This window comes from Pantoea sp. OXWO6B1, assembly GCF_001641135.1.
In the GTDB taxonomy this organism is placed as follows: domain Bacteria; phylum Pseudomonadota; class Gammaproteobacteria; order Enterobacterales; family Enterobacteriaceae; genus Pantoea; species Pantoea allii.
This window is the reverse complement of record NZ_LWLR01000001.1, coordinates 4,086,666-4,104,779: the sequence shown is the minus strand read 5'-3', so window position 1 is coordinate 4,104,779 and position 18,114 is coordinate 4,086,666. Positions and strand designations below refer to the sequence as shown.

15 protein-coding genes are annotated in these 18,114 nt (G+C 54.9%); 12 read left to right on the top strand and 3 right to left on the bottom strand.

The window, feature by feature from the left end; genetic code table 11:
• Window positions 1-10: 10 nt before the first annotated feature.
• From pbpC to A6A26_RS21080, 12 genes are all read left to right on the top strand, one after another.
• Window positions 11-2,338: a peptidoglycan glycosyltransferase PbpC gene (pbpC, locus tag A6A26_RS21130; RefSeq protein WP_063880568.1), complete on the top strand. Its 2,328-nt coding sequence runs from the start codon at window positions 11-13 to the stop codon at window positions 2,336-2,338.
• A gap of 174 nt (window positions 2,339-2,512) precedes the next feature.
• Entirely contained in the window at window positions 2,513-2,944 is a 432-nt protein-coding gene (ndk, locus tag A6A26_RS21125; RefSeq protein ID WP_003848684.1) for a nucleoside-diphosphate kinase, read from the top strand.
• Between the two features lie 182 nt (window positions 2,945-3,126).
• Complete coding sequence (locus A6A26_RS21120) at window positions 3,127-4,296, top strand: dual-specificity RNA methyltransferase RlmN (RefSeq protein WP_063880567.1); 1,170 nt, start codon at window positions 3,127-3,129, stop codon at window positions 4,294-4,296.
• An 81-nt stretch (window positions 4,297-4,377) separates the two neighbouring features.
• Window positions 4,378-5,109, top strand: a complete 732-nt coding sequence (pilW, locus tag A6A26_RS21115) for a type IV pilus biogenesis/stability protein PilW (RefSeq protein ID WP_063880566.1) — start codon at window positions 4,378-4,380, stop codon at window positions 5,107-5,109.
• Window positions 5,099-6,103 carry a cytoskeleton protein RodZ gene (gene rodZ, locus A6A26_RS21110; RefSeq protein WP_063880565.1) on the top strand — a complete coding sequence of 335 codons (1,005 nt, stop codon included), beginning with the start codon at window positions 5,099-5,101 and terminating at the stop codon, window positions 6,101-6,103. Before pilW ends, rodZ begins: the two co-directional genes overlap by 11 nt.
• A gap of 39 nt (window positions 6,104-6,142) precedes the next feature.
• Window positions 6,143-7,264, top strand: coding sequence for a flavodoxin-dependent (E)-4-hydroxy-3-methylbut-2-enyl-diphosphate synthase (gene ispG, locus A6A26_RS21105; protein ID WP_063880564.1), 1,122 nt, complete (start codon window positions 6,143-6,145; stop codon window positions 7,262-7,264).
• Window positions 7,265-7,369: 105 nt separating this feature from the next.
• Window positions 7,370-8,644, top strand: coding sequence for a histidine--tRNA ligase (gene hisS, locus A6A26_RS21100; protein WP_063880563.1), 1,275 nt, complete (start codon window positions 7,370-7,372; stop codon window positions 8,642-8,644).
• Window positions 8,645-8,682: 38 nt separating this feature from the next.
• Window positions 8,683-9,300: a YfgM family protein gene (locus A6A26_RS21095; protein ID WP_063880562.1), complete on the top strand. Its 618-nt coding sequence runs from the start codon at window positions 8,683-8,685 to the stop codon at window positions 9,298-9,300.
• Window positions 9,301-9,319: 19 nt separating this feature from the next.
• Entirely contained in the window at window positions 9,320-10,501 is a 1,182-nt protein-coding gene (gene bamB, locus A6A26_RS21090) for an outer membrane protein assembly factor BamB (protein ID WP_063880561.1), read from the top strand.
• Between the two features lie 174 nt (window positions 10,502-10,675).
• Window positions 10,676-12,160 carry a ribosome biogenesis GTPase Der gene (gene der / locus A6A26_RS21085; protein WP_063880560.1) on the top strand — a complete coding sequence of 495 codons (1,485 nt, stop codon included), beginning with the start codon at window positions 10,676-10,678 and terminating at the stop codon, window positions 12,158-12,160.
• A 73-nt stretch (window positions 12,161-12,233) separates the two neighbouring features.
• Window positions 12,234-12,455, top strand: coding sequence for a zinc ribbon domain-containing protein (locus tag A6A26_RS25025; RefSeq protein ID WP_074181031.1), 222 nt, complete (start codon window positions 12,234-12,236; stop codon window positions 12,453-12,455).
• Window positions 12,456-12,786: 331 nt separating this feature from the next.
• Window positions 12,787-15,228 (top strand): glucose/quinate/shikimate family membrane-bound PQQ-dependent dehydrogenase, encoded by a 2,442-nt coding sequence (locus tag A6A26_RS21080; RefSeq protein WP_063880559.1) that lies wholly within the window; start codon window positions 12,787-12,789, stop codon window positions 15,226-15,228.
• 53 nt (window positions 15,229-15,281) lie between these two features.
• On the opposite strand, the gene A6A26_RS21075 is transcribed toward A6A26_RS21080, so the two are convergent.
• The 3 genes from A6A26_RS21075 to xseA are packed head-to-tail and all read right to left on the bottom strand — an operon-like array spanning window position 15,282 to window position 18,038.
• A complete protein-coding gene (locus A6A26_RS21075; RefSeq protein WP_063880558.1) occupies window positions 15,282-15,614 on the bottom strand; it encodes a protealysin inhibitor emfourin in 333 nt (110 codons plus the stop codon).
• A complete protein-coding gene (locus A6A26_RS21070) occupies window positions 15,611-16,624 on the bottom strand; it encodes a M4 family metallopeptidase (protein WP_063880557.1) in 1,014 nt (337 codons plus the stop codon). Before A6A26_RS21070 ends, A6A26_RS21075 begins: the two co-directional genes overlap by 4 nt.
• Window positions 16,625-16,664: 40 nt before the next feature.
• Window positions 16,665-18,038, bottom strand: coding sequence for an exodeoxyribonuclease VII large subunit (gene xseA / locus A6A26_RS21065; protein WP_063881230.1), 1,374 nt, complete (start codon window positions 18,036-18,038; stop codon window positions 16,665-16,667).
• Between the last annotated feature and the right edge of the window lie 76 nt (window positions 18,039-18,114).

Genomic DNA, 18,114 nt, shown 5'->3' with positions numbered 1-18,114 from the left:
GGGCCGGGTTGTGATCAAAAACAGGCACATCAAAAAGCGGTGGGTAGCCCTGCCGCTTTTTATTCTGGCCTTGCTGTTTATCCCGCTGATTCTGGATCGGTTATTCCCCTTGCCCCTCAAAGAGGTGCAGCCCGCACGCGTGGTGGTCGCCGAGGATGGCACGCCACTGTGGCGCTTTGCCGACAGCCAGGGCATCTGGCGCTATCCCGTCACCCCCAGTGACGTCTCGCCGGCCTATTTACAGGCGTTGCTGACCTATGAAGATCGCTGGTTCTGGTACCATCCCGGCATTAATCCCCTGGCCCTGCTTCGCGCAGCCTGGCAGGATCTGCGTCATCGCAGCGTCATTTCGGGCGGCAGCACCTTAACCATGCAGGTGGCACGACTCATTGACCCGCAACCGCGAACACTGCGCGGCAAGCTGATTCAGGCATGGCGCGCTCTGCAACTGGAGTGGCATCTTTCTAAACGCGACATCTTAACGCTTTATCTGAATCGCGCGCCCTTTGGTGGCACGCTGGAAGGGATTGGGGCGGCAAGCTGGAGCTGGCTGGGAAAAGCCCCGTCGCAGCTGACACGAGGCGAAGCGGCCCTGATGGCCGTATTGCCGCAGGCACCCAGTCGTCTGCGCCCCGATCGCTGGCCAGAGCGGGCGGAAGCCGCACGTAACAAGGTGCTGGACAGGCTGGCACAGTATCATGTCTGGTCGCCCCGCCAGGTCGCCGAAATCCGCGAGGAGCCGGTCTGGCTTCCGCCGCGCCAGATGCCGCAGATGGCACCGTTGCTGGCGCGACGACTGCTGTCGATGACCACGCACGATAAAATTGTCTCGACGCTGGACCCGTCCCTGCAGCGTGAACTGGAAAACATGGCGCTGAATGTTAAAAACCAGCTCCCCCCACGGACCTCGCTGGCGATGCTGGTGGTGGATCACACGACAATGGCGGTACGGGGTTATGTCGGCTCCGTAGACTTTAGTGATGACAGCCGGTTTGGTCATGTCGATATGATTGCCAGCGTGCGTTCGCCAGGCTCGGTATTAAAACCCTTTGTCTATGGCATGGCGCTGGACGATGGGCTCATTCATGCCGAGTCCTTACTGCAGGATGTCCCGCGCCGCTTTGGCGATTACCGCCCAGGCAACTTCGATACCGGTTTTCATGGCCCGGTCAGTGCCAGCGAGGCATTAGTACGATCGCTAAACCTGCCCGCCGTTCAACTGCTGGAGGCGCTTGGCCCCAAAAATATCGCCGCACGTCTGCGCAACGTGGGGCTGAATTTACGTTTCCCACCGGGGGCGGAGCCAAACCTCTCCTTGATACTCGGCGGCACCGGGGCGCGCATGGATGATATCGTCGCGGCCTATAGTGCCTTTGCCCGTCATGGCAACGCCGCTCAACTGCGCTGGATGGCCGATCAACCTTTACAGGCGCGCCCGCTGCTTTCGCCGGGGGCCGCCTGGATTATCCGCCGTATTCTGGCGGGAGAGGCCCAGCCTGCTGGCAATGGCAGCGCGCCTGCTGTCGTACCGCTGGCGTGGAAAACCGGCACCAGCTATGGCTACCGCGATGCGTGGGCGGTGGGGATAAATCCTCGTTATTTAATCGGTGTCTGGGTTGGACGACCGGATGCCACTCCGGTGGCCGGCCAATTTGGCTTCGCGTCTGCCGTGCCTGTCATGAATCAAATTAACAGCGTACTGATGAACCGCGTAGCCGCTCAGGAAATGCCCACCGATCCGCGTCCAGCGTCGGTCAGCGTGGCCAGCATCTGTTGGCCTGGCGGTCAGCCATTGCCTGCCGGGGATGAGAACTGTCGACAGCGGCGGCAGAGCTGGGTGTTAAATGAGACGCTACCGCCCACCTTACTCGCGCCGGGGCAGGAAAGCCTGAGCGGCTTACGCCTGCACTACTGGCAGAACGAACAGGGTTTGCGGGTTGCGGCGGATTGTCCGCATGCTATCAGCCATGAACGCCTGGTGTGGCCGCTGCCGCTGGAGGCCTGGCTGCCGCCGCAAGAGCGTCGGGCGCAGCGTTTACCGGCTATCGACACCCGGTGTCCACCTTTGCAGCAGGGCAGCAGCGCGCCGCTGATTGTCACCGGCGTTATCGAAGGACAGCGCGTTCAGCCGCTGCCGGGCACTACGACGCTGGTGATGCCGGTGGCGGTGCAGGGTGGTCAGGGCGTTCAGCGCTGGTGGTTTTTAAATGGCGAGCCGCTTGAGACGGAAAGTCAGAACGGCACGCTGTCGCTGCGCCTCGACCGGGCTGGCGATTATCAGCTGGTGGTGATGGATGAAGCCGGTCAACTCGCCTCCGTCGGCTTTACCCGCGATTGAGTGTTTTTTGCGCTAAATCACAGTGGAAAGCTGTCCGCACAGACGCAGATCAAGATTTTTCAATAAATTATGGGTTCTGTGATAGGCAACGTCACACTCAACCCCTATAATCGGCGCCGTTTCTTAGCCGGGGCGCGCCTCCGGTTTCTTCAGAACGTCAAGACAGAGGTCATCATGGCAATCGAACGTACTTTTTCTATCATCAAGCCAAACGCCGTCGCGAAAAACGTGATCGGTGCTATCTACAACCGTTTTGAGAGCGCAGGCTTCAAAATCGTTGGCGCAAAAATGCTGCAGCTGAGCAAAGAGCAGGCTGAAGGTTTCTACGCAGAGCACCAGGGCAAGCCGTTCTTCGACGGTCTGGTTGAATTCATGACGTCTGGCCCGGTTGTGGTTTCCGTGCTGGAAGGTGAAAATGCCGTTCAGCGTCACCGTGACCTGATGGGTGCAACTAACCCTGCTAACGCACTGGCCGGTACACTGCGTGCTGACTATGCTGACAGCTTCACCGAGAACGCCACTCACGGTTCAGATTCTGCAGAATCAGCAGCCCGTGAAATTGCCTACTTCTTCGGCGAAAACGAAATCTGCCCACGCACGCGTTAATCCCTTAGCGGCTGACGCGTACGCGGCTTTACAAAAATCTGCTGAACACAGGCAAGTCTCACCTGTTATCAGGCAGCAGATGTTGTACAATATTGCGCCTTCATTGAGTCAGCTTAGTGAAGGCGTAATTTTTTCTTTTCCCAACAGCGCCATAACGTGTAACAACGAGGCCAGAGAACATTATGTCCGAACAGATTGTGACGTCCGCGTCCACCTCGCCTATTTCCGTCTCTCCGAAGAGCCAAAAAATCAACCTGCTGGATCTTAACCGTCAGCAGATGCGTGAATTTTTTGTCTCGCTCGGTGAAAAACCGTTCCGTGCCGATCAGGTGATGAAGTGGATTTACCACTACTGCTGCGATGATTTCGAGCAGATGACCGACATTAACAAGAAGCTGCGTAACCGCTTAATGGAACTCACCGAAATTCGCGCCCCGGAAGTGGCCGAAGAGATGCGCTCAACGGATGGCACCATTAAATGGGCTATTCGCGTAGGAGATCAGCTGGTTGAAACGGTTTATATCCCGGAAGGTGAGCGCGCGACCTTGTGCGTGTCATCTCAGGTGGGTTGCGCACTGGAATGTAAATTCTGCTCGACGGCACAGCAAGGCTTTAACCGCAATCTGCGCGTATCAGAAATTATTGGCCAGGTCTGGCGTGCGGCAAAAATTGTCGGTGCCGCCAAAGTCACCGGCCAGCGTCCTATCACCAACGTGGTGATGATGGGCATGGGCGAGCCGTTGCTCAACCTGAATAACGTCGTCCCGGCCATGGAAATCATGCTGGATGACTTCGGTTTTGGTTTGTCAAAACGCCGTGTCACCTTGTCGACCTCGGGCGTGGTTCCGGCCCTCGACAAGCTGGGTGACATGATTGACGTGGCGTTGGCGATTTCGCTGCATGCGCCAAATGACAAACTGCGCGACGACATCGTACCCATTAACAAGAAGTACAATATTGAAACTTTCCTGGCCGCGGTTAAACGCTACATTGGTAAATCCAATGCAAACCAGGGACGTGTCACCATTGAGTATGTGTTGCTGGATCATGTTAACGACAGCACGGATGATGCGCATGAACTGGCAGCATTGCTGAAAGAAACGCCCTGTAAAATCAACCTGATCCCATGGAACCCCTTCCCGGGTGCGCCTTATGGCCGGAGCTCTAACAGCCGTATCGACCGCTTTTCTAAGGTGCTGATGGACTACGGTTTTACCACCATTGTGCGTAAAACCCGTGGTGATGATATTGATGCCGCCTGCGGTCAGTTAGCCGGTGAAGTCATTGACCGTACCAAGCGTACCCTGCGTAAGAAAATGGCGGGCGAAGCGATATCTGTGAAGGCGCTCTGAAAGGCTGATTAACAGCGTTTCCCATTCTGTCTCTGCGTGGCAGGCTGATGCCCGCCACGGAGATAACAGGATGGAGACGATATGTGCAAAGGGATGCGCGCGGCATTACTGGCCGTTTTTGTTGTAAGCGGTTGTGTCAGTTCACCGTCACAACCCGGGGCAGCAGAACTGCGTTTGCAATTGGGTATGCACTACCTGGCAGTGGAAGATTACCCCGCTGCGCGCCGCAATCTCCTGCGGGCACAGGCTGCTGATCCCCAGGATTACCGGGTGCCCCTGGCCTTAGCCAGGCTGGCTCAGCGGCAAGGGCAAAACGCCGCTGCGCATTTCCATTTTTCAAATGCGCAGCGAATTGCGCCACATAATGGTTACATCCCTAACAATTACGGTGCGTTTCTTTGCGCTTTAGGGCAGTATGATGATGCGCATCAACAGTTTATCAGGGCGAAGGGTGCGCAGGAAGGAGACGCCCGTATCGATGCGTATGAACTGTCGGGTTATTGTTATCTGCGGGCAGGGGACAGACAGGCAGCGCGTGCTGCGTTGTCATATGCGCTCGATGCGGACCAGAGTAAAGGAGAGGCGCTACTAGCCGAAGCTGAAAGCGCGGTCGAAAATGACCAGTGGGCTAACGTAGCGCTATTATTAGAGCTTTACCAGCCGCTGCCGACGACGGCACGCAGCCTGGCGTTACACATACGTTTCGCCGCGCAACAGGGAAATGCCGCAGACGTTTCACGTTATGGCGACCAGTTAGCGCGACGTTTTCCGCAATCGATACAGTACCAGCGTTATTTAGCTAATGAATACTGAAGCCACTCAAGAAAATTCTGCAGTTCATTCCACAGGTACACGCCTGCGTCTGGCCCGTGAACAAATGGGACTCACGCAGCAACATGTTGCTGAACGCCTGTGCCTTAAACTTTCTACCGTACGTGAAATTGAAGAAGACAGATTACCTGCGAATTTAGCCTCTACCTTCCTGCGCGGTTACATCCGTTCTTATGCCCGTCTGGTGCATATTCCTGAAGAGGAACTGCTGCCGATGATGGAAAAACAGACGCCGGTTCGCGCCACAAAAATTGAGCCGATGCAGAGTTTTTCCCTGGGCAAACGCCGTAAGAAACGCGACGGCTGGCTGATGATTTTCACCTGGCTGGTGATCTTCGTGGTGGTCGGTCTGACAGGTGCCTGGTGGTGGCAGAACCATAAAGCCTCTCAGGATGAACTGGTGTCGATGGCCGATCAGAACGGCAGTAGCAGCGACAGCAGCCAGTCGATCCCGTTAGGGCAAACTAACGCCGCATCAACGGATAACAGCACCAGCGTACCGCTGAACAATAATACCAGCAGTACACCGGCTAACACTGGCGCAGCGACCAGCACGGCCCCCGCTGAAAGCAGTAACGGCAATAACACGGCTGCGGCGACGCAGCAGGAAGAGAACAACGCGGTCGTGTCGCCTTCGCAGGCACCGACTGATACCAGTAGCACTGCACCGGCCAACACTGCGCAGCAGATGCCAGTAGGCGCAGCGGCGGTCAGCGAACCGGCTGCCGATCCCAATTCAGTGGTCATGACCTTTACGGGCGACTGCTGGCTGGACGTCACGGATGCTACCGGTAAAAAACTGTTCAGCGGTATTCAGCGTAGCGGCGGCAAGCTGAGCCTGTCAGGCACAGCACCTTATCGTCTGAAAATTGGCGCGCCATCCGTTGTTCAGGTGCAATATCAGAATAAACCCGTTGATTTAAGTCGTTTTATCCGTAATAACCAGGTTGCTCGCCTGACGTTGGGTGCGCAATAACAGCGTATCGCGTGTACCGGGCAATTGTGGAGAAGAAATATGCATAACCAAGCACCCATTATCCGCCGTAAGTCCAAACGTATTTACGTCGGCCAGGTGCCCGTTGGCGACGGCGCGCCAATCGCCGTCCAGTCGATGACCAACACCCGCACCACTGACGTGGCCGCGACGGTAAACCAGATTAAAGCCCTTGAGCGCGTGGGCGTTGATATCGTGCGCATTTCGGTACCGACCATGGATGCCGCAGAAGCCTTTAAGCTGATTAAGCAGCAGGTCAATGTGCCGCTGGTGGCCGATATCCACTTTGACTACCGTATCGCGCTTAAAGTGGCTGAATACGGCGTGGACTGCCTGCGTATTAATCCGGGCAATATCGGTAATAACGAGCGTATTCGCGCCGTCGTTGACTGCGCCCGCGATAAAAATATCCCTATTCGTATCGGTGTTAACGCCGGATCGCTGGAAAAAGATCTGCAGGAAAAATACGGTGAACCTACACCGCAGGCCCTGCTGGAATCAGCGATGCGACATGTCGATCATCTGGATCGCCTCAACTTCGATCAATTCAAAGTCAGCGTTAAAGCCTCGGATGTTTTTCTGGCGGTTGAATCTTATCGTCTGCTGGCAAAACAAATCGAGCAGCCTCTGCATCTTGGGATTACCGAAGCGGGCGGCGCGCGCGCAGGTGCGGTGAAGTCCGCTATCGGCCTGGGGCTGTTGCTGGCCGAAGGGATTGGTGACACGTTGCGTATTTCTCTGGCCGCCGATCCGGTTGAAGAGGTGAAAGTCGGCTTTGATATTCTGAAGTCGCTGCGCATTCGTTCTCGCGGTATCAACTTCATTGCCTGCCCGACCTGCTCACGTCAGGAATTTGACGTTATTGGTACGGTTAACGCTCTGGAGCAGCGACTGGAAGACATCATCACCCCGATGGACGTCTCCATTATCGGCTGTGTGGTGAATGGTCCGGGCGAAGCCACGGTATCCACGCTTGGCGTGACCGGCAGCAACAAGAAAAGCGGCTTCTATGAAGATGGCGTGCGTCAGCGCGTGCGTCTGGATAATGACGATATGATCGATCAACTGGAAGCGCGCATTCGTGCCAAAGCGGCCATGCTGGATGAATCCCGTCGTATTGACGTGCAGCAACTGGAAAAATAATCCGGTTCCTGTTCGGCATGCATGACTTTTTTAGCTGAGCCTGTGCGGTTTCATCCTCATGAGGTATGATGCCGGACAGGTTTTTTTGTATTAAGAGATTTTAACGTGGCGAAGAATATTCAAGCGATTCGCGGGATGAACGATTTTCTGCCTGCGGATACGGCCATCTGGCAACGGATTGAAGCGGTACTGAAGTCAGTGCTGGCGAACTATGGTTACAGCGAAATTCGCTTACCTATCGTAGAGCAGACTCCTCTGTTCAAACGCGCCATTGGTGAAGTTACCGATGTGGTTGAAAAAGAAATGTATACCTTTGACGATCGCAATGGCGAAAGCCTGACGCTTCGTCCGGAAGGGACGGCAGGCTGCGTGCGTGCAGGTATCGAACACGGTCTGCTTTATAATCAGGAACAGCGCCTGTGGTACATGGGCCCGATGTTCCGCTACGAGCGACCTCAGAAAGGGCGCTATCGCCAGTTTCATCAGATAGGCGTTGAAGTGTTTGGCCTGCAGGGGCCGGATATTGATGCCGAACTGATTATGCTGAATGCGCGCTGGTGGAAAGCGCTGGGCATCGCCGATCATGTTCGTCTGGAACTGAACTCCATTGGTTCGCTTGAAGCCCGTGCCAGCTATCGCGACGCGCTGGTGGCATTTCTGGAACAGCACAAAGACGCGCTGGACGAAGACTGCAAGCGCCGCATGTACAGCAACCCAATGCGTGTACTCGACAGCAAAAACCCCGATATTCAGACGTTGTTAAATGATGCGCCCCAGTTGGGCGATTATCTGGATGCGGAGTCACGCGAGCATTTTGACGGTCTGCGTGCGCTGCTGGACGACGCCGGTATTGCCTATACGGTCAATCAGCGCCTGGTGCGCGGGCTGGATTATTACAACCGCACGGTGATTGAATGGGTTACCGACAGCCTGGGATCGCAGGGCACCGTTTGCGGTGGTGGTCGTTATGATGGCCTGGTCGAACAACTGGGCGGTCGGGCAACGCCTGCTGTTGGTTTTGCCATGGGAATGGAGCGCCTGGTGTTGTTAGTGCAGGCGGTTAATCCGGAATTTGAACCCGCGCGCAATGTCGATGTCTATGTTATCGCTTCCGGCCAGGGGGTTCAGTCAGCGGCGATGCAGTTGGCTGAAAAGCTGCGTGACCAACTGCCCGACATGAAACTGATGACCAACTTTGGTGGCGGTAACTTCAAGAAGCAGTTTGCCCGTGCGGATAAGTGGGGCGCTCGCGTTGCTCTGGTGCTGGGTGAAGATGAACAGAAGGCCGGTCAGGTCGTGATTAAAGATCTGCGCAATGGCGAACAGCAAACGCTGGCGCAGGCGGATGCGGCTGCTGCACTGCGCACGCTCTTGCAGTAAGCGTGTCACAGCACAACCATTGAAAGGAGAAGGATTGCGTGGAAGTTTATAGCAATGAGAACGAACAGGTTGATGCGCTGCGTCGCTTTTTCGCCAACAACGGTAAAGCCTTAGCTGTCGGTGTCGTCATCGGGATCGCTGCGCTGGGCGGCTGGCGTTACTGGTCCAGCCATCAGCAGGATTCAGCTAAAACCGTGTCAGCTGAATACCAGAAAGTCACCAGTGCCATGCAGGCCGGTAAGCCAGAAACGCTGGAAGCGGTAAACACTTTCGCCAGCGAAAACAGTAATACCTACGGTGCCCTGGCGGCACTGGATCTGGCGAAGCAGTATGTCGACAGCAATCAGCTGGACAAAGCCGCAACCCTGCTGCAAAACGGATTGAAAGACACGAAAGATGCCAACCTGCAGGCGGTCATTAACCTGCGTCTGGCACGCATTCAACTGCAACAAAATCAGGCTGATGCAGCACTTAAAACCCTTGACGGTGTGAAGGGTGATGGCTGGACAGCCATTGTCGCTGACATCCGCGGCGAAGCGCTGCTGAGCAAAGGCGATAAGCAGGGCGCGCGCGATGCATGGAGTAAAGGCGTCGAATCTGATGCGTCTCCTGCACTGAAGCAAATGATGCAGATGAAGATGAATAACTTAAGCTAAGCCAGTCAAGAGAGAGCGCATGGAATTACGTAAATACCTGCTGCCGGGGCTGATCTCAGTCACCTTGCTCAGTGGTTGCTCGCTGTTCAGCGGCGAAGAAGATGTAGTGAAAATGGCCCCATTGCCGAAGGTGGAAAATCAGTTCACGCCTCAGACCGTGTGGAGCACTGGCGTGGGTGATGGAATCGGTGATTTCTACTCTAACCTGCACCCGACCTGGCAAGACGGCACCGTTTATGCTGCTGACCGCTTTGGTATCGTAAAAGCGCTAGACGCGGCGGATGGTAAAGAAAAATGGAAAGTCGATCTCTCTGAGAAAACCGGCTTCTTCTCGAAAAACCGCTCTGCCATGCTGTCTGGCGGTATCACCGTGAGTGGCGACCGCCTCTACATCGGCAGCGAACGTGGCCAGGTCTATGCACTGAACACCAGCGATGGTGCGATTGCATGGCAAGCCAAAGCCGCGGGCGAAGCGCTGTCGCGTCCGGTGGTCAGCGATGGCCTGGTACTGGTTCACACCAGCAACGGTATGCTGCAGGGACTTGATCAAACCAGCGGTGCAGTAAAATGGACCGTTAACCTGGATATGCCTGCGCTGTCACTGCGCGGTGAATCTGCCCCGTCTGTTGCCTTTGGTGGCGCAATCGTGGGTGGCGATAACGGCCGCGTGAGCGCCGTTATTCTGAACCAGGGCCAGCTGATTTGGCAGCAGCGTATTTCACAGCCGAGCGGTGCGACAGAAATCGACCGTCTGAGCGATGTGGATACCACGCCGGTCATTGTTAACGGCGTTGTGTATGCGTTGGCCTACAACGGTAACCTGACTGCACTGGATTTACGTTCTGGTCAGATTTTGTGGAAACGTGAAATCGGCGGTGTGAAAGATCTGATTGTGGATGCGGGTCGCATCTACCTGGTAGATCAGGACGATCGCGTGATTGCCCTCAACGCGGATGGCGGTGTGGCTATCTGGCGTCAAAGTGATCTGCTGCATCGCAATCTGACTTCACCGGTCCTGTATAACGGCTACCTTGTGGTCGGTGACAGCGAAGGCTATCTGCACTGGCTGAACACCACCGACGGCCGTTTTGTTGCCCAGCAAAAGCTGGACAGTTCAGGCTTCCAGACTGAGCCAGTCGTCGCCAGCGACAAGTTGCTGATTCAGTCAAAAGACGGTGAAGTTTACGCCATTACCCGCTAACGGGTAAGTTGTCAGGCAGGGTTATCCTTCCGGCACAACGGCTCCTGATTTCATCAGGGGCCGTTTCGTTTTTAGTCAGGCATGGTATCCTTAGCGCCTTAAGCCTGAACTGAGCGGCTAAAGCCGTTATAATCACGCCATTCGGGCGATTTAATACATTATTGAGGCATTGTTATGGTACCTGTGGTCGCGCTGGTTGGGCGTCCCAATGTGGGAAAATCTACGCTGTTTAACCGTTTAACCCGCACACGAGATGCGCTGGTAGCGGATTTTCCTGGACTGACTCGCGATCGCAAATATGGTCGCGCCGAAGTGGAAGGGCGCGAATTTATTGTTATCGATACCGGCGGTATTGATGGCACCGAAGACGGTGTTGAAACGCGTATGGCAGAGCAGTCGCTGCTGGCGATTGAAGAAGCAGACGTTGTGCTGTTTATGGTGGACGCGCGCGCAGGCATGATGGCCGCCGATCAGCAAATTGCAAAACATCTTCGCTCTCGCCAAAAAGCGACGTTTCTGGTCGCGAATAAAACTGACGGACTGGATCCGGATCAGGCGGTCGTAGACTTCTATTCTCTGGGGCTGGGTGAGATTCACGCCATCGCCGCTTCTCATGGCCGCGGTGTCACCAGCCTGATTGAAACGGCCCTGCTGCCGTGGATGGAGAAGGTCGATCCGGTCGAGATGACCGAAGAAGACGAAAACGAAGCTTACTGGGCAGCCTTAGCGGCAGAAGAAAACGGTGAGGAAGAGGAAGAAGAGGATGATTTCGATCCTACAACCTTGCCAATTAAGCTGGCGATTGTTGGCCGTCCTAACGTCGGTAAGTCTACGTTGACTAACCGTATTCTCGGTGAAGATCGCGTGGTCGTTTACGACATGCCAGGCACCACCCGTGACAGTATCTACATTCCCATGGAACGTGACGGTCGCGAGTATGTGTTGATCGACACCGCTGGCGTACGTAAGCGCGGAAAAATCACGGATACGGTCGAGAAATTCTCGGTAATCAAAACGTTGCAGGCGATTGAAGACGCTAACGTAGTGATGCTGGTGATCGATGCGCGTGCCGGCATTTCCGATCAGGATCTGTCCCTGTTGGGCTTTATCCTGAACAGCGGACGTTCACTGGTGATCGTGGTGAACAAATGGGATGGCTTGTCGCAGGAAGTCCGTGACGAAGTCAAAGAAACGCTCGACTTCCGTCTGGGCTTTATCGATTTTGCGCGCGTGCACTTCATCTCGGCGTTGCATGGCAGCGGCGTAGGCAACCTGTTTGAGTCCGTCACGGAAGCATACGATTGCTCCACGAAGCGAGTAAACACGTCACTGCTGACGCGCATTATGAACATGGCAGCGGAAGACCATCAGCCACCGCTGGTTCGCGGTCGTCGCGTTAAACTGAAATATGCCCATGCGGGCGGTTATAACCCACCGATTGTGGTGATACACGGTAATCAGGTTAAAGACCTGCCGGACTCCTACAAACGTTATTTGATGAACTACTTCCGTCGTTCACTGAACGTGATGGGGACGCCAATCCGCATTCAGTTTAAAGAGGGTGAAAACCCTTATGAAGGCAAACGCAATCTGCTGACGCCGACGCAACAGCGAAAGCGCAAGCGTTTGATGGCGCATATGAAGAAAAATAAGCGTTAACTGATCGAGGGCCAAATGGCCCTCTTTTTTTTGTCCTAGAATTGCGCTTATTTGCCTGGCCGGATGAAAAAAAATGAGCGCAACCTGTGAAAAATGTCAGCAACCCTTAGCCCCGGACGCCACCGATCTTATCTGTACAGGTTGTGGTGTCCGTTATCACTATCAGCCTGTCTGCCCCGACTGCCATCAGCCCCTTGAGCAACTCAGAAGCTGCGGCGCGACTGACTACTTTTGTAATCATGGTCACGGCTTAGTTTCAAAACATCGTCTGACTTACAGGATTGTTCCTGCCTGACGCTTGGGTGCTTCAACCTGCAACACATAACGATCCAAACGCTGCGAGCCGTAACGGTAACGGCGTAAAAATTTGTAGCGAAAATGCTATTGCTTCGTAACGAACACGTTTAAACCTTCACGGGATAACGTACCAGGTGGTACAATTTTTGCCGCGTCATGACGGAGTCACGCCAGCATGGGCTGCCTCCGGAACACATCATTCATTTCATGAACGCGGGTCCGCTTTAATTGGAATAAAACAACGCTGTTTCTTTTACCTGCACCGTGACCGGCGATGAGCCGGGTCGCACAGGACAGGAGCGGCTTTGTTTATCAGGAGAGTAAGTGTTATGGCTGAAACATCATCTCGATCCGGTAAAGGGTTGAGAATATGGTCCGTGCTGCTCGGGCTGGTGCTACTGGCAACCGGCCTGTTCTTTGCTGTTGGCGGGGGAAAACTCGCGACGCTGGGCGGCAGTTGGTATTTTCTGATTGCAGGCATCGTGATGGTGCTGTCCGCCATTCAGTTTGTCCGTGCCAAATCATCGGCAGTGGTCCTGTTCCTGCTGGTGTTTGTCGGGACGTTAATCTGGGCCGTTATCGATGCCGGGCTGGATTTCTGGCCACTGGTTTCCCGTCTGATGGTGCCTGCGGGTTTAATGATCCTGGCATTCATCACATGGCCCGCGCTGCGTAAGCGTGAAAATAAGCCTTCTCTGGCAAAAGTCTCGTATGCCTTTTCTGCCGTCATTGCCGTAGGCATGGTTGCCACATTAGTGCAGATGTTCCAGCCTCATCCTACCGTTGCTTCAACCGGACAGGAGCTGCCGCTGATCCCGGTGGATAAGTCAAAGCAACAGCAAAACTGGGACCACTATGGGAATACCGCAGGGGGAAGCCGTTTTGTTGCGCTGGACCAGATCACCCGCGATAACGTGAAGGATCTGCAGGTCGCCTGGACTTACCACACTGGCGATATTCCAGAAAGCCCAACCGGCAATGGTGCTGAAGATCAGCAAACCCCGCTGCAGGTGGGAAATACCGTCTATCTTTGCACCCCGCACAACAATGTGATTGCGGTTGAAGCCGACAGCGGCAAGCAGATTTGGAAGCGTGAAATTAATGCCCAGGCAGAAGTCTGGCCGCGCTGCCGTGGACTGGCCTATTTTGATGCCACCAAACCGCTTACCCAGCCAACTCAACCGGGATCAACGCCGGTCCCAGGCGTGACCCTGGCTGCCGGAGACAGCTGCCAGCGCCGTATTCTGATGAATACCATTGATGCACGTCTTATTGCTATCAATGCCGACAACGGTGAATTCTGTGAGGACTTCGGTAACCACGGCATCGTCGATCTCAAAGCGGGCCTGGGTGATGCGCCCGATCCCCTTTATCAGCTCACGTCTGCACCCACGATTGCCGGTACAACGGTTGTTGTAGGCGGGCGCGTGGCTGACAACGTTAAAACAGACATGCCTGGCGGTGTGTTGCGCGGATTTGACGTGATCACCGGCCAGATGCGTTGGGCCTTTGACCCGGGCAATACCGATCCAAATGCCATTCTGATGCCAGGTAAGGACTACACGCGGAGTACGCCGAACTCATGGGCACCCATGTCCTATGATCCGGCCATGAACACCGTGTTTATTCCAATGGGAAGCTCCTCAGTCGATCTGTGGGGTGCGAACCGCAACGCACTGGACCATAAATACGGTGCCTCGGTACTGGCGCTTGATGCCACAACCGGCAAAGAGAAGTGGGTTTATCAGACCGTACATAACGATCTCTGGGACTTCGATCTGCCGATGCAGCCCAGCCTGATCGACTTCCCGATGAAGGACGGCAGCACCAAACCTGCGGTGGTTATCGGCGGCAAGACCGGCATGATCTTTGTGCTGGATCGTCTGACCGGCAAGCCTCTCACTAAAGTGGAAGAGCTGCCGATGCCGCAGGGGCATATCCCGAACGAGCAATATACGAAAACCCAGCCGCATTCGACCGGTATGCCAATGATTGGCAATCAGAAACTGAAAGAGTCTGATATGTGGGGCGCCACGCCGTTCGATCAGCTTGCCTGCCGTATCGCGTTTAAATCCATGCGCTATGACGGCCTGTTTACCGTGCCGGGCACCGATAAGTCGCTGAGCTTCCCTGGCTCGCTGGGCGGGATGAACTGGGGCAGCATGTCCACCGATCCAAATAACAACCTGTTGTTTGTCAACGACATGCGTTTAGGATTGTGGGTACAGATGATTCCGGTGGATACCAGCAAGGTTTCCCGTGGCAGCAACGGCGGTGAAGCGATTAATACCGGTATGGGCGCCGTTCCTCTGAAAGGCACACCTTATGCGGTGAACAAGAACCGCTTTATGTCACCGCTGGGCATTCCCTGCCAGGCACCGCCGTTTGGTACCTTGTCAGCTATCGATATGAAAACCCAGAAAATCGTCTGGCAGGTCCCGGTTGGTACCGTACAGGATACCGGTCCGTTTGGGATTAAAATGCGCGCCAAAATGCCAATCGGTATGCCAACGCTGGGCGGCACGCTGGCAACTCAGGGCGGTCTGGTCTTTATTGCCGGCACCCAGGATTACTATCTGCGGGCATTCGATAGCGCAACCGGTAAAGAGGTGTGGAAAGCGCGTCTGCCTGTGGGAAGTCAGGGCGGCCCGATGAGCTATGTCTCACCAAAAACCGGTAAGCAGTACATTCTGATCTCGGCAGGCGGTGCACGTCAGTCACCGGATCGCGGTGATTACGTGATTGCTTATGCGCTGCCTGACAGCAAGTAACAGCACGTCGTAACGGATAAAAGAAAAGGGCCGCTAGCGGCCCTTTTTTCTGCTTATTTTCCGTCGCGGAAGAGCGACGCCAGCTCCGGCGGTGCCGACTGCTCCGGTATCAGGAGCACTACAGTGCCTGCTTCACGGCGCGTGGCGTACTGGATCTGGATACGAAAATAGCGCTGGTCCCCGCCGCCTACCTTAGCCGCTTTTTCCTCTGGTTCGCACAGCGGCATCGCCTGTTCCAGCACTTTACAGACGCGCTGTTTCTCTGGCGCAGGAAGTTCACCCAAAGGAAAACGACGCTCGCTACGTAAGCCGGGAATAAAAGCAAAGCCACCTTCACGCGTAACCACAATGGTTGCGTCATCGGTAAGTTCGGGGAGTTGACTCATAATACGCCTACCTCTTTCCACGCCTGTTCAATTTTGCTACCAACAGAACGATCAAAGCGCTTTTCACCGTGTTGCACGGTCAACTGTGCAAAGGCTTTAAAGTCAGCATCCTGATGCAAATTATCATCACATAAGGTGTCATACCAGGCTTGCCCTGCCTGTTCCCAGGCAAATCCACCTAATGCTTTTGCTGCCAGATAAAAGGCACGGTTAGGAATGCCAGAATTCAGATGCACACCGCCGTTATCTTCACGCGTTTTAATATAATCGTCCATATGGCCCGGTTGCGGGTCTTTACCCAACATGGGATCGTCATAAGCGGTGCCGGGGTGCGACATCGATCGCAAGCCTTTACCGTGAATACCTTTCGCCAGCAAGCCTTCACCAATAATCCAGTCGGCTTTCTCCGCCGTCTGTTTCTTACTGAACTGCTTCACCAGAGAGCCAAATACGTCGGACATCGACTCATTCAGTGCGCCAGCCTGTTCAAAATAGATCAAACCGGCCTCGGTTTCTGTGACACCGTGCGATAACTCATGCGCAACAACGTCGATAGCGATGGTAAAGCGGTTAAAGATTTCACCATCGCCGTCTCCGAATACCATCTGCTGACCATTCCAGAAGGCATTCTGATATTTCTCGCCATAATGCACGGTGCCAGCTAATTTCAAACCGTTATTATCCAGAGAATTGCGTTTATATATTTGCCAGAAAAAGTCATGAGTTACGCCAAGATAGTTCCAGGCCTCGTCGGCGGCAATGTCACCATTTGAGGACTGGCCTTCTTTACGCACCAGGGTGCCTGGCAACGTTTCCTGATTTTTGGCGTCATAGATTTCACGCTCAATCTTCCCGGCCTGCGTGGTCTTGGGTGCAGCGGTCTTTTGCCAGTGCTCCGCCATCAGGTGCTGAACGTGGGTGAGCGTACGGCGCGCCTGCTCCTGCTGATAGCCGGAACCGTGAGCAATAATCTTACGAAGAATGTAGGGAGGTATAACGCTGAAAGCCATTGTAGACTCCTTGGCACGAGGGATGTACCAGGAAGTATAGTTAAGAAATGCTTTTCTTTCGTTTCGGTTTTTCAGGAATCAGCTGAGTGACCTGACTTTCTACCCAGCCATCATCAAGGCGGGTACGCAGTAAATCGCCGTTGCTTAACTGGCGTGTTTTTTTCACCACCTGACCTGCGTTGTCGGTGGTGACGCTGAAGCCACGCGCCAGGGTGGCTAACGGGCTGACGCCTTCCAACTGGGCCGCAAGCTGACCGAAGCGGTTTTTGTCGCGGTTAAGCAATTTCTCCATGCTTTGTTGCAGGCGATAATGCCAGCTTTGCAGGCTTTGTTGCGCCAGATACAGGCGCTGCTGTGGTTGCTGCTGTGCCAGCCTCTGTGACAGGCGATCCTGCTGGCGGCTGGCGTTGCGCAGCCGCACTTCCATCGCTTCGCTCAGGCGCTGCTGTAAGCGAAACAGTGCAGTCTGTTGGCGGGCCAGGCGCAACTGCGGATGCTGCTGTTGCAGGCGGTGATCTAAACGGCTAAAGCTCCGCTGCTGGCGTGCCAGATAATAATCCATCGCCATTTCCAGCCGCTGCTGTTGTGACTGCAGCTGACGCAGAAGTTCAAGCTGATTACGGCTGACAATCTCTGCCGCGGCAGAAGGCGTTGGCGCGCGCAGGTCGGCAACAAAATCGGCAATAGTCACGTCGGTTTCATGGCCCACCGCGCTGACCACGGGAATGCGACTGGCAAAAATCGCACGCGCGACTCGCTCGTCGTTAAAACTCCACAGATCTTCCAGCGAACCGCCGCCGCGCCCCACGATGAGCACATCGCACTCTGCACGCTGGTTCGCAAGCTCAATGGCGCGCACGATAGCGGCAGGCGCATCCACGCCCTGTACGGCGGTGGGGTAAATCACCACAGGCAATGACGGATCGCGACGATGCAGCACACGCAGCACATCGTGCAGGGCTGCACCGGTCGCGGAGGTAATAACGCCAACCTGTTTAGCCGGTTGGGGTAAGGGTTTTTTGTGCCCGGGCTCAAATAAGCCTTCCTGTGCCAGCTTAGCTTTCAACTGCTCAAACTGCTGCTGCAACAGGCCTTCACCAGCGGGATGCATGCTTTCAATAATCAGCTGATAATCGCCGCGCGGTTCATACAAAGTGATGTTCGCGCGCACCAGGACCTGCTGACCGTGCTGAGGACGAAACGTGACGCGACGATTGCCATTGCGGAACATGGCACAGCGTACCTGTGCGCCATCATCTTTTAGGGTGAAGTACCAGTGACCGGAGGCAGGCTGGGTAAAATTGGAGATCTCGGCACTGAGCCAAACCAAACCCATCTCATTTTCCAGCAGCTGACGCACTGTGGTATTGAGACGGCTGACGGTAAAAATATTGGCGTTTGGCGGCAGCGACATGTGACGAAGATCAAATTCCAAATCAGTAGGTTAATCAGTCGATACTACATTGCTGATTGTGCGGATCAAGACTTTT

Excerpts from the sequence above, each read along its gene's own strand:
- der (WP_063880560.1), top strand. The coding sequence starts at position 10,676 with ATGGTACCTGTGGTCGCGCTGGTTGGGCGTCCCAATGTGGGAAAATCT.
- rodZ (WP_063880565.1), top strand. The coding sequence starts at position 5,099 with ATGAATACTGAAGCCACTCAAGAAAATTCTGCAGTTCATTCCACAGGT.
- bamB (WP_063880561.1), top strand. The coding sequence starts at position 9,320 with ATGGAATTACGTAAATACCTGCTGCCGGGGCTGATCTCAGTCACCTTG.
- A6A26_RS21075 (WP_063880558.1), bottom strand. The coding sequence starts at position 15,614 with ATGAGTCAACTCCCCGAACTTACCGATGACGCAACCATTGTGGTTACG.
- pilW (WP_063880566.1), top strand. The coding sequence starts at position 4,378 with ATGTGCAAAGGGATGCGCGCGGCATTACTGGCCGTTTTTGTTGTAAGC.
- xseA (WP_063881230.1), bottom strand. The coding sequence starts at position 18,038 with ATGTCGCTGCCGCCAAACGCCAATATTTTTACCGTCAGCCGTCTCAAT.
- A6A26_RS21070 (WP_063880557.1), bottom strand. The coding sequence starts at position 16,624 with ATGGCTTTCAGCGTTATACCTCCCTACATTCTTCGTAAGATTATTGCT.
- A6A26_RS21120 (WP_063880567.1), top strand. The coding sequence starts at position 3,127 with ATGTCCGAACAGATTGTGACGTCCGCGTCCACCTCGCCTATTTCCGTC.
- A6A26_RS21080 (WP_063880559.1), top strand. The coding sequence starts at position 12,787 with ATGGCTGAAACATCATCTCGATCCGGTAAAGGGTTGAGAATATGGTCC.
- ispG (WP_063880564.1), top strand. The coding sequence starts at position 6,143 with ATGCATAACCAAGCACCCATTATCCGCCGTAAGTCCAAACGTATTTAC.
- A6A26_RS25025 (WP_074181031.1), top strand. The coding sequence starts at position 12,234 with ATGAGCGCAACCTGTGAAAAATGTCAGCAACCCTTAGCCCCGGACGCC.
- ndk (WP_003848684.1), top strand. The coding sequence starts at position 2,513 with ATGGCAATCGAACGTACTTTTTCTATCATCAAGCCAAACGCCGTCGCG.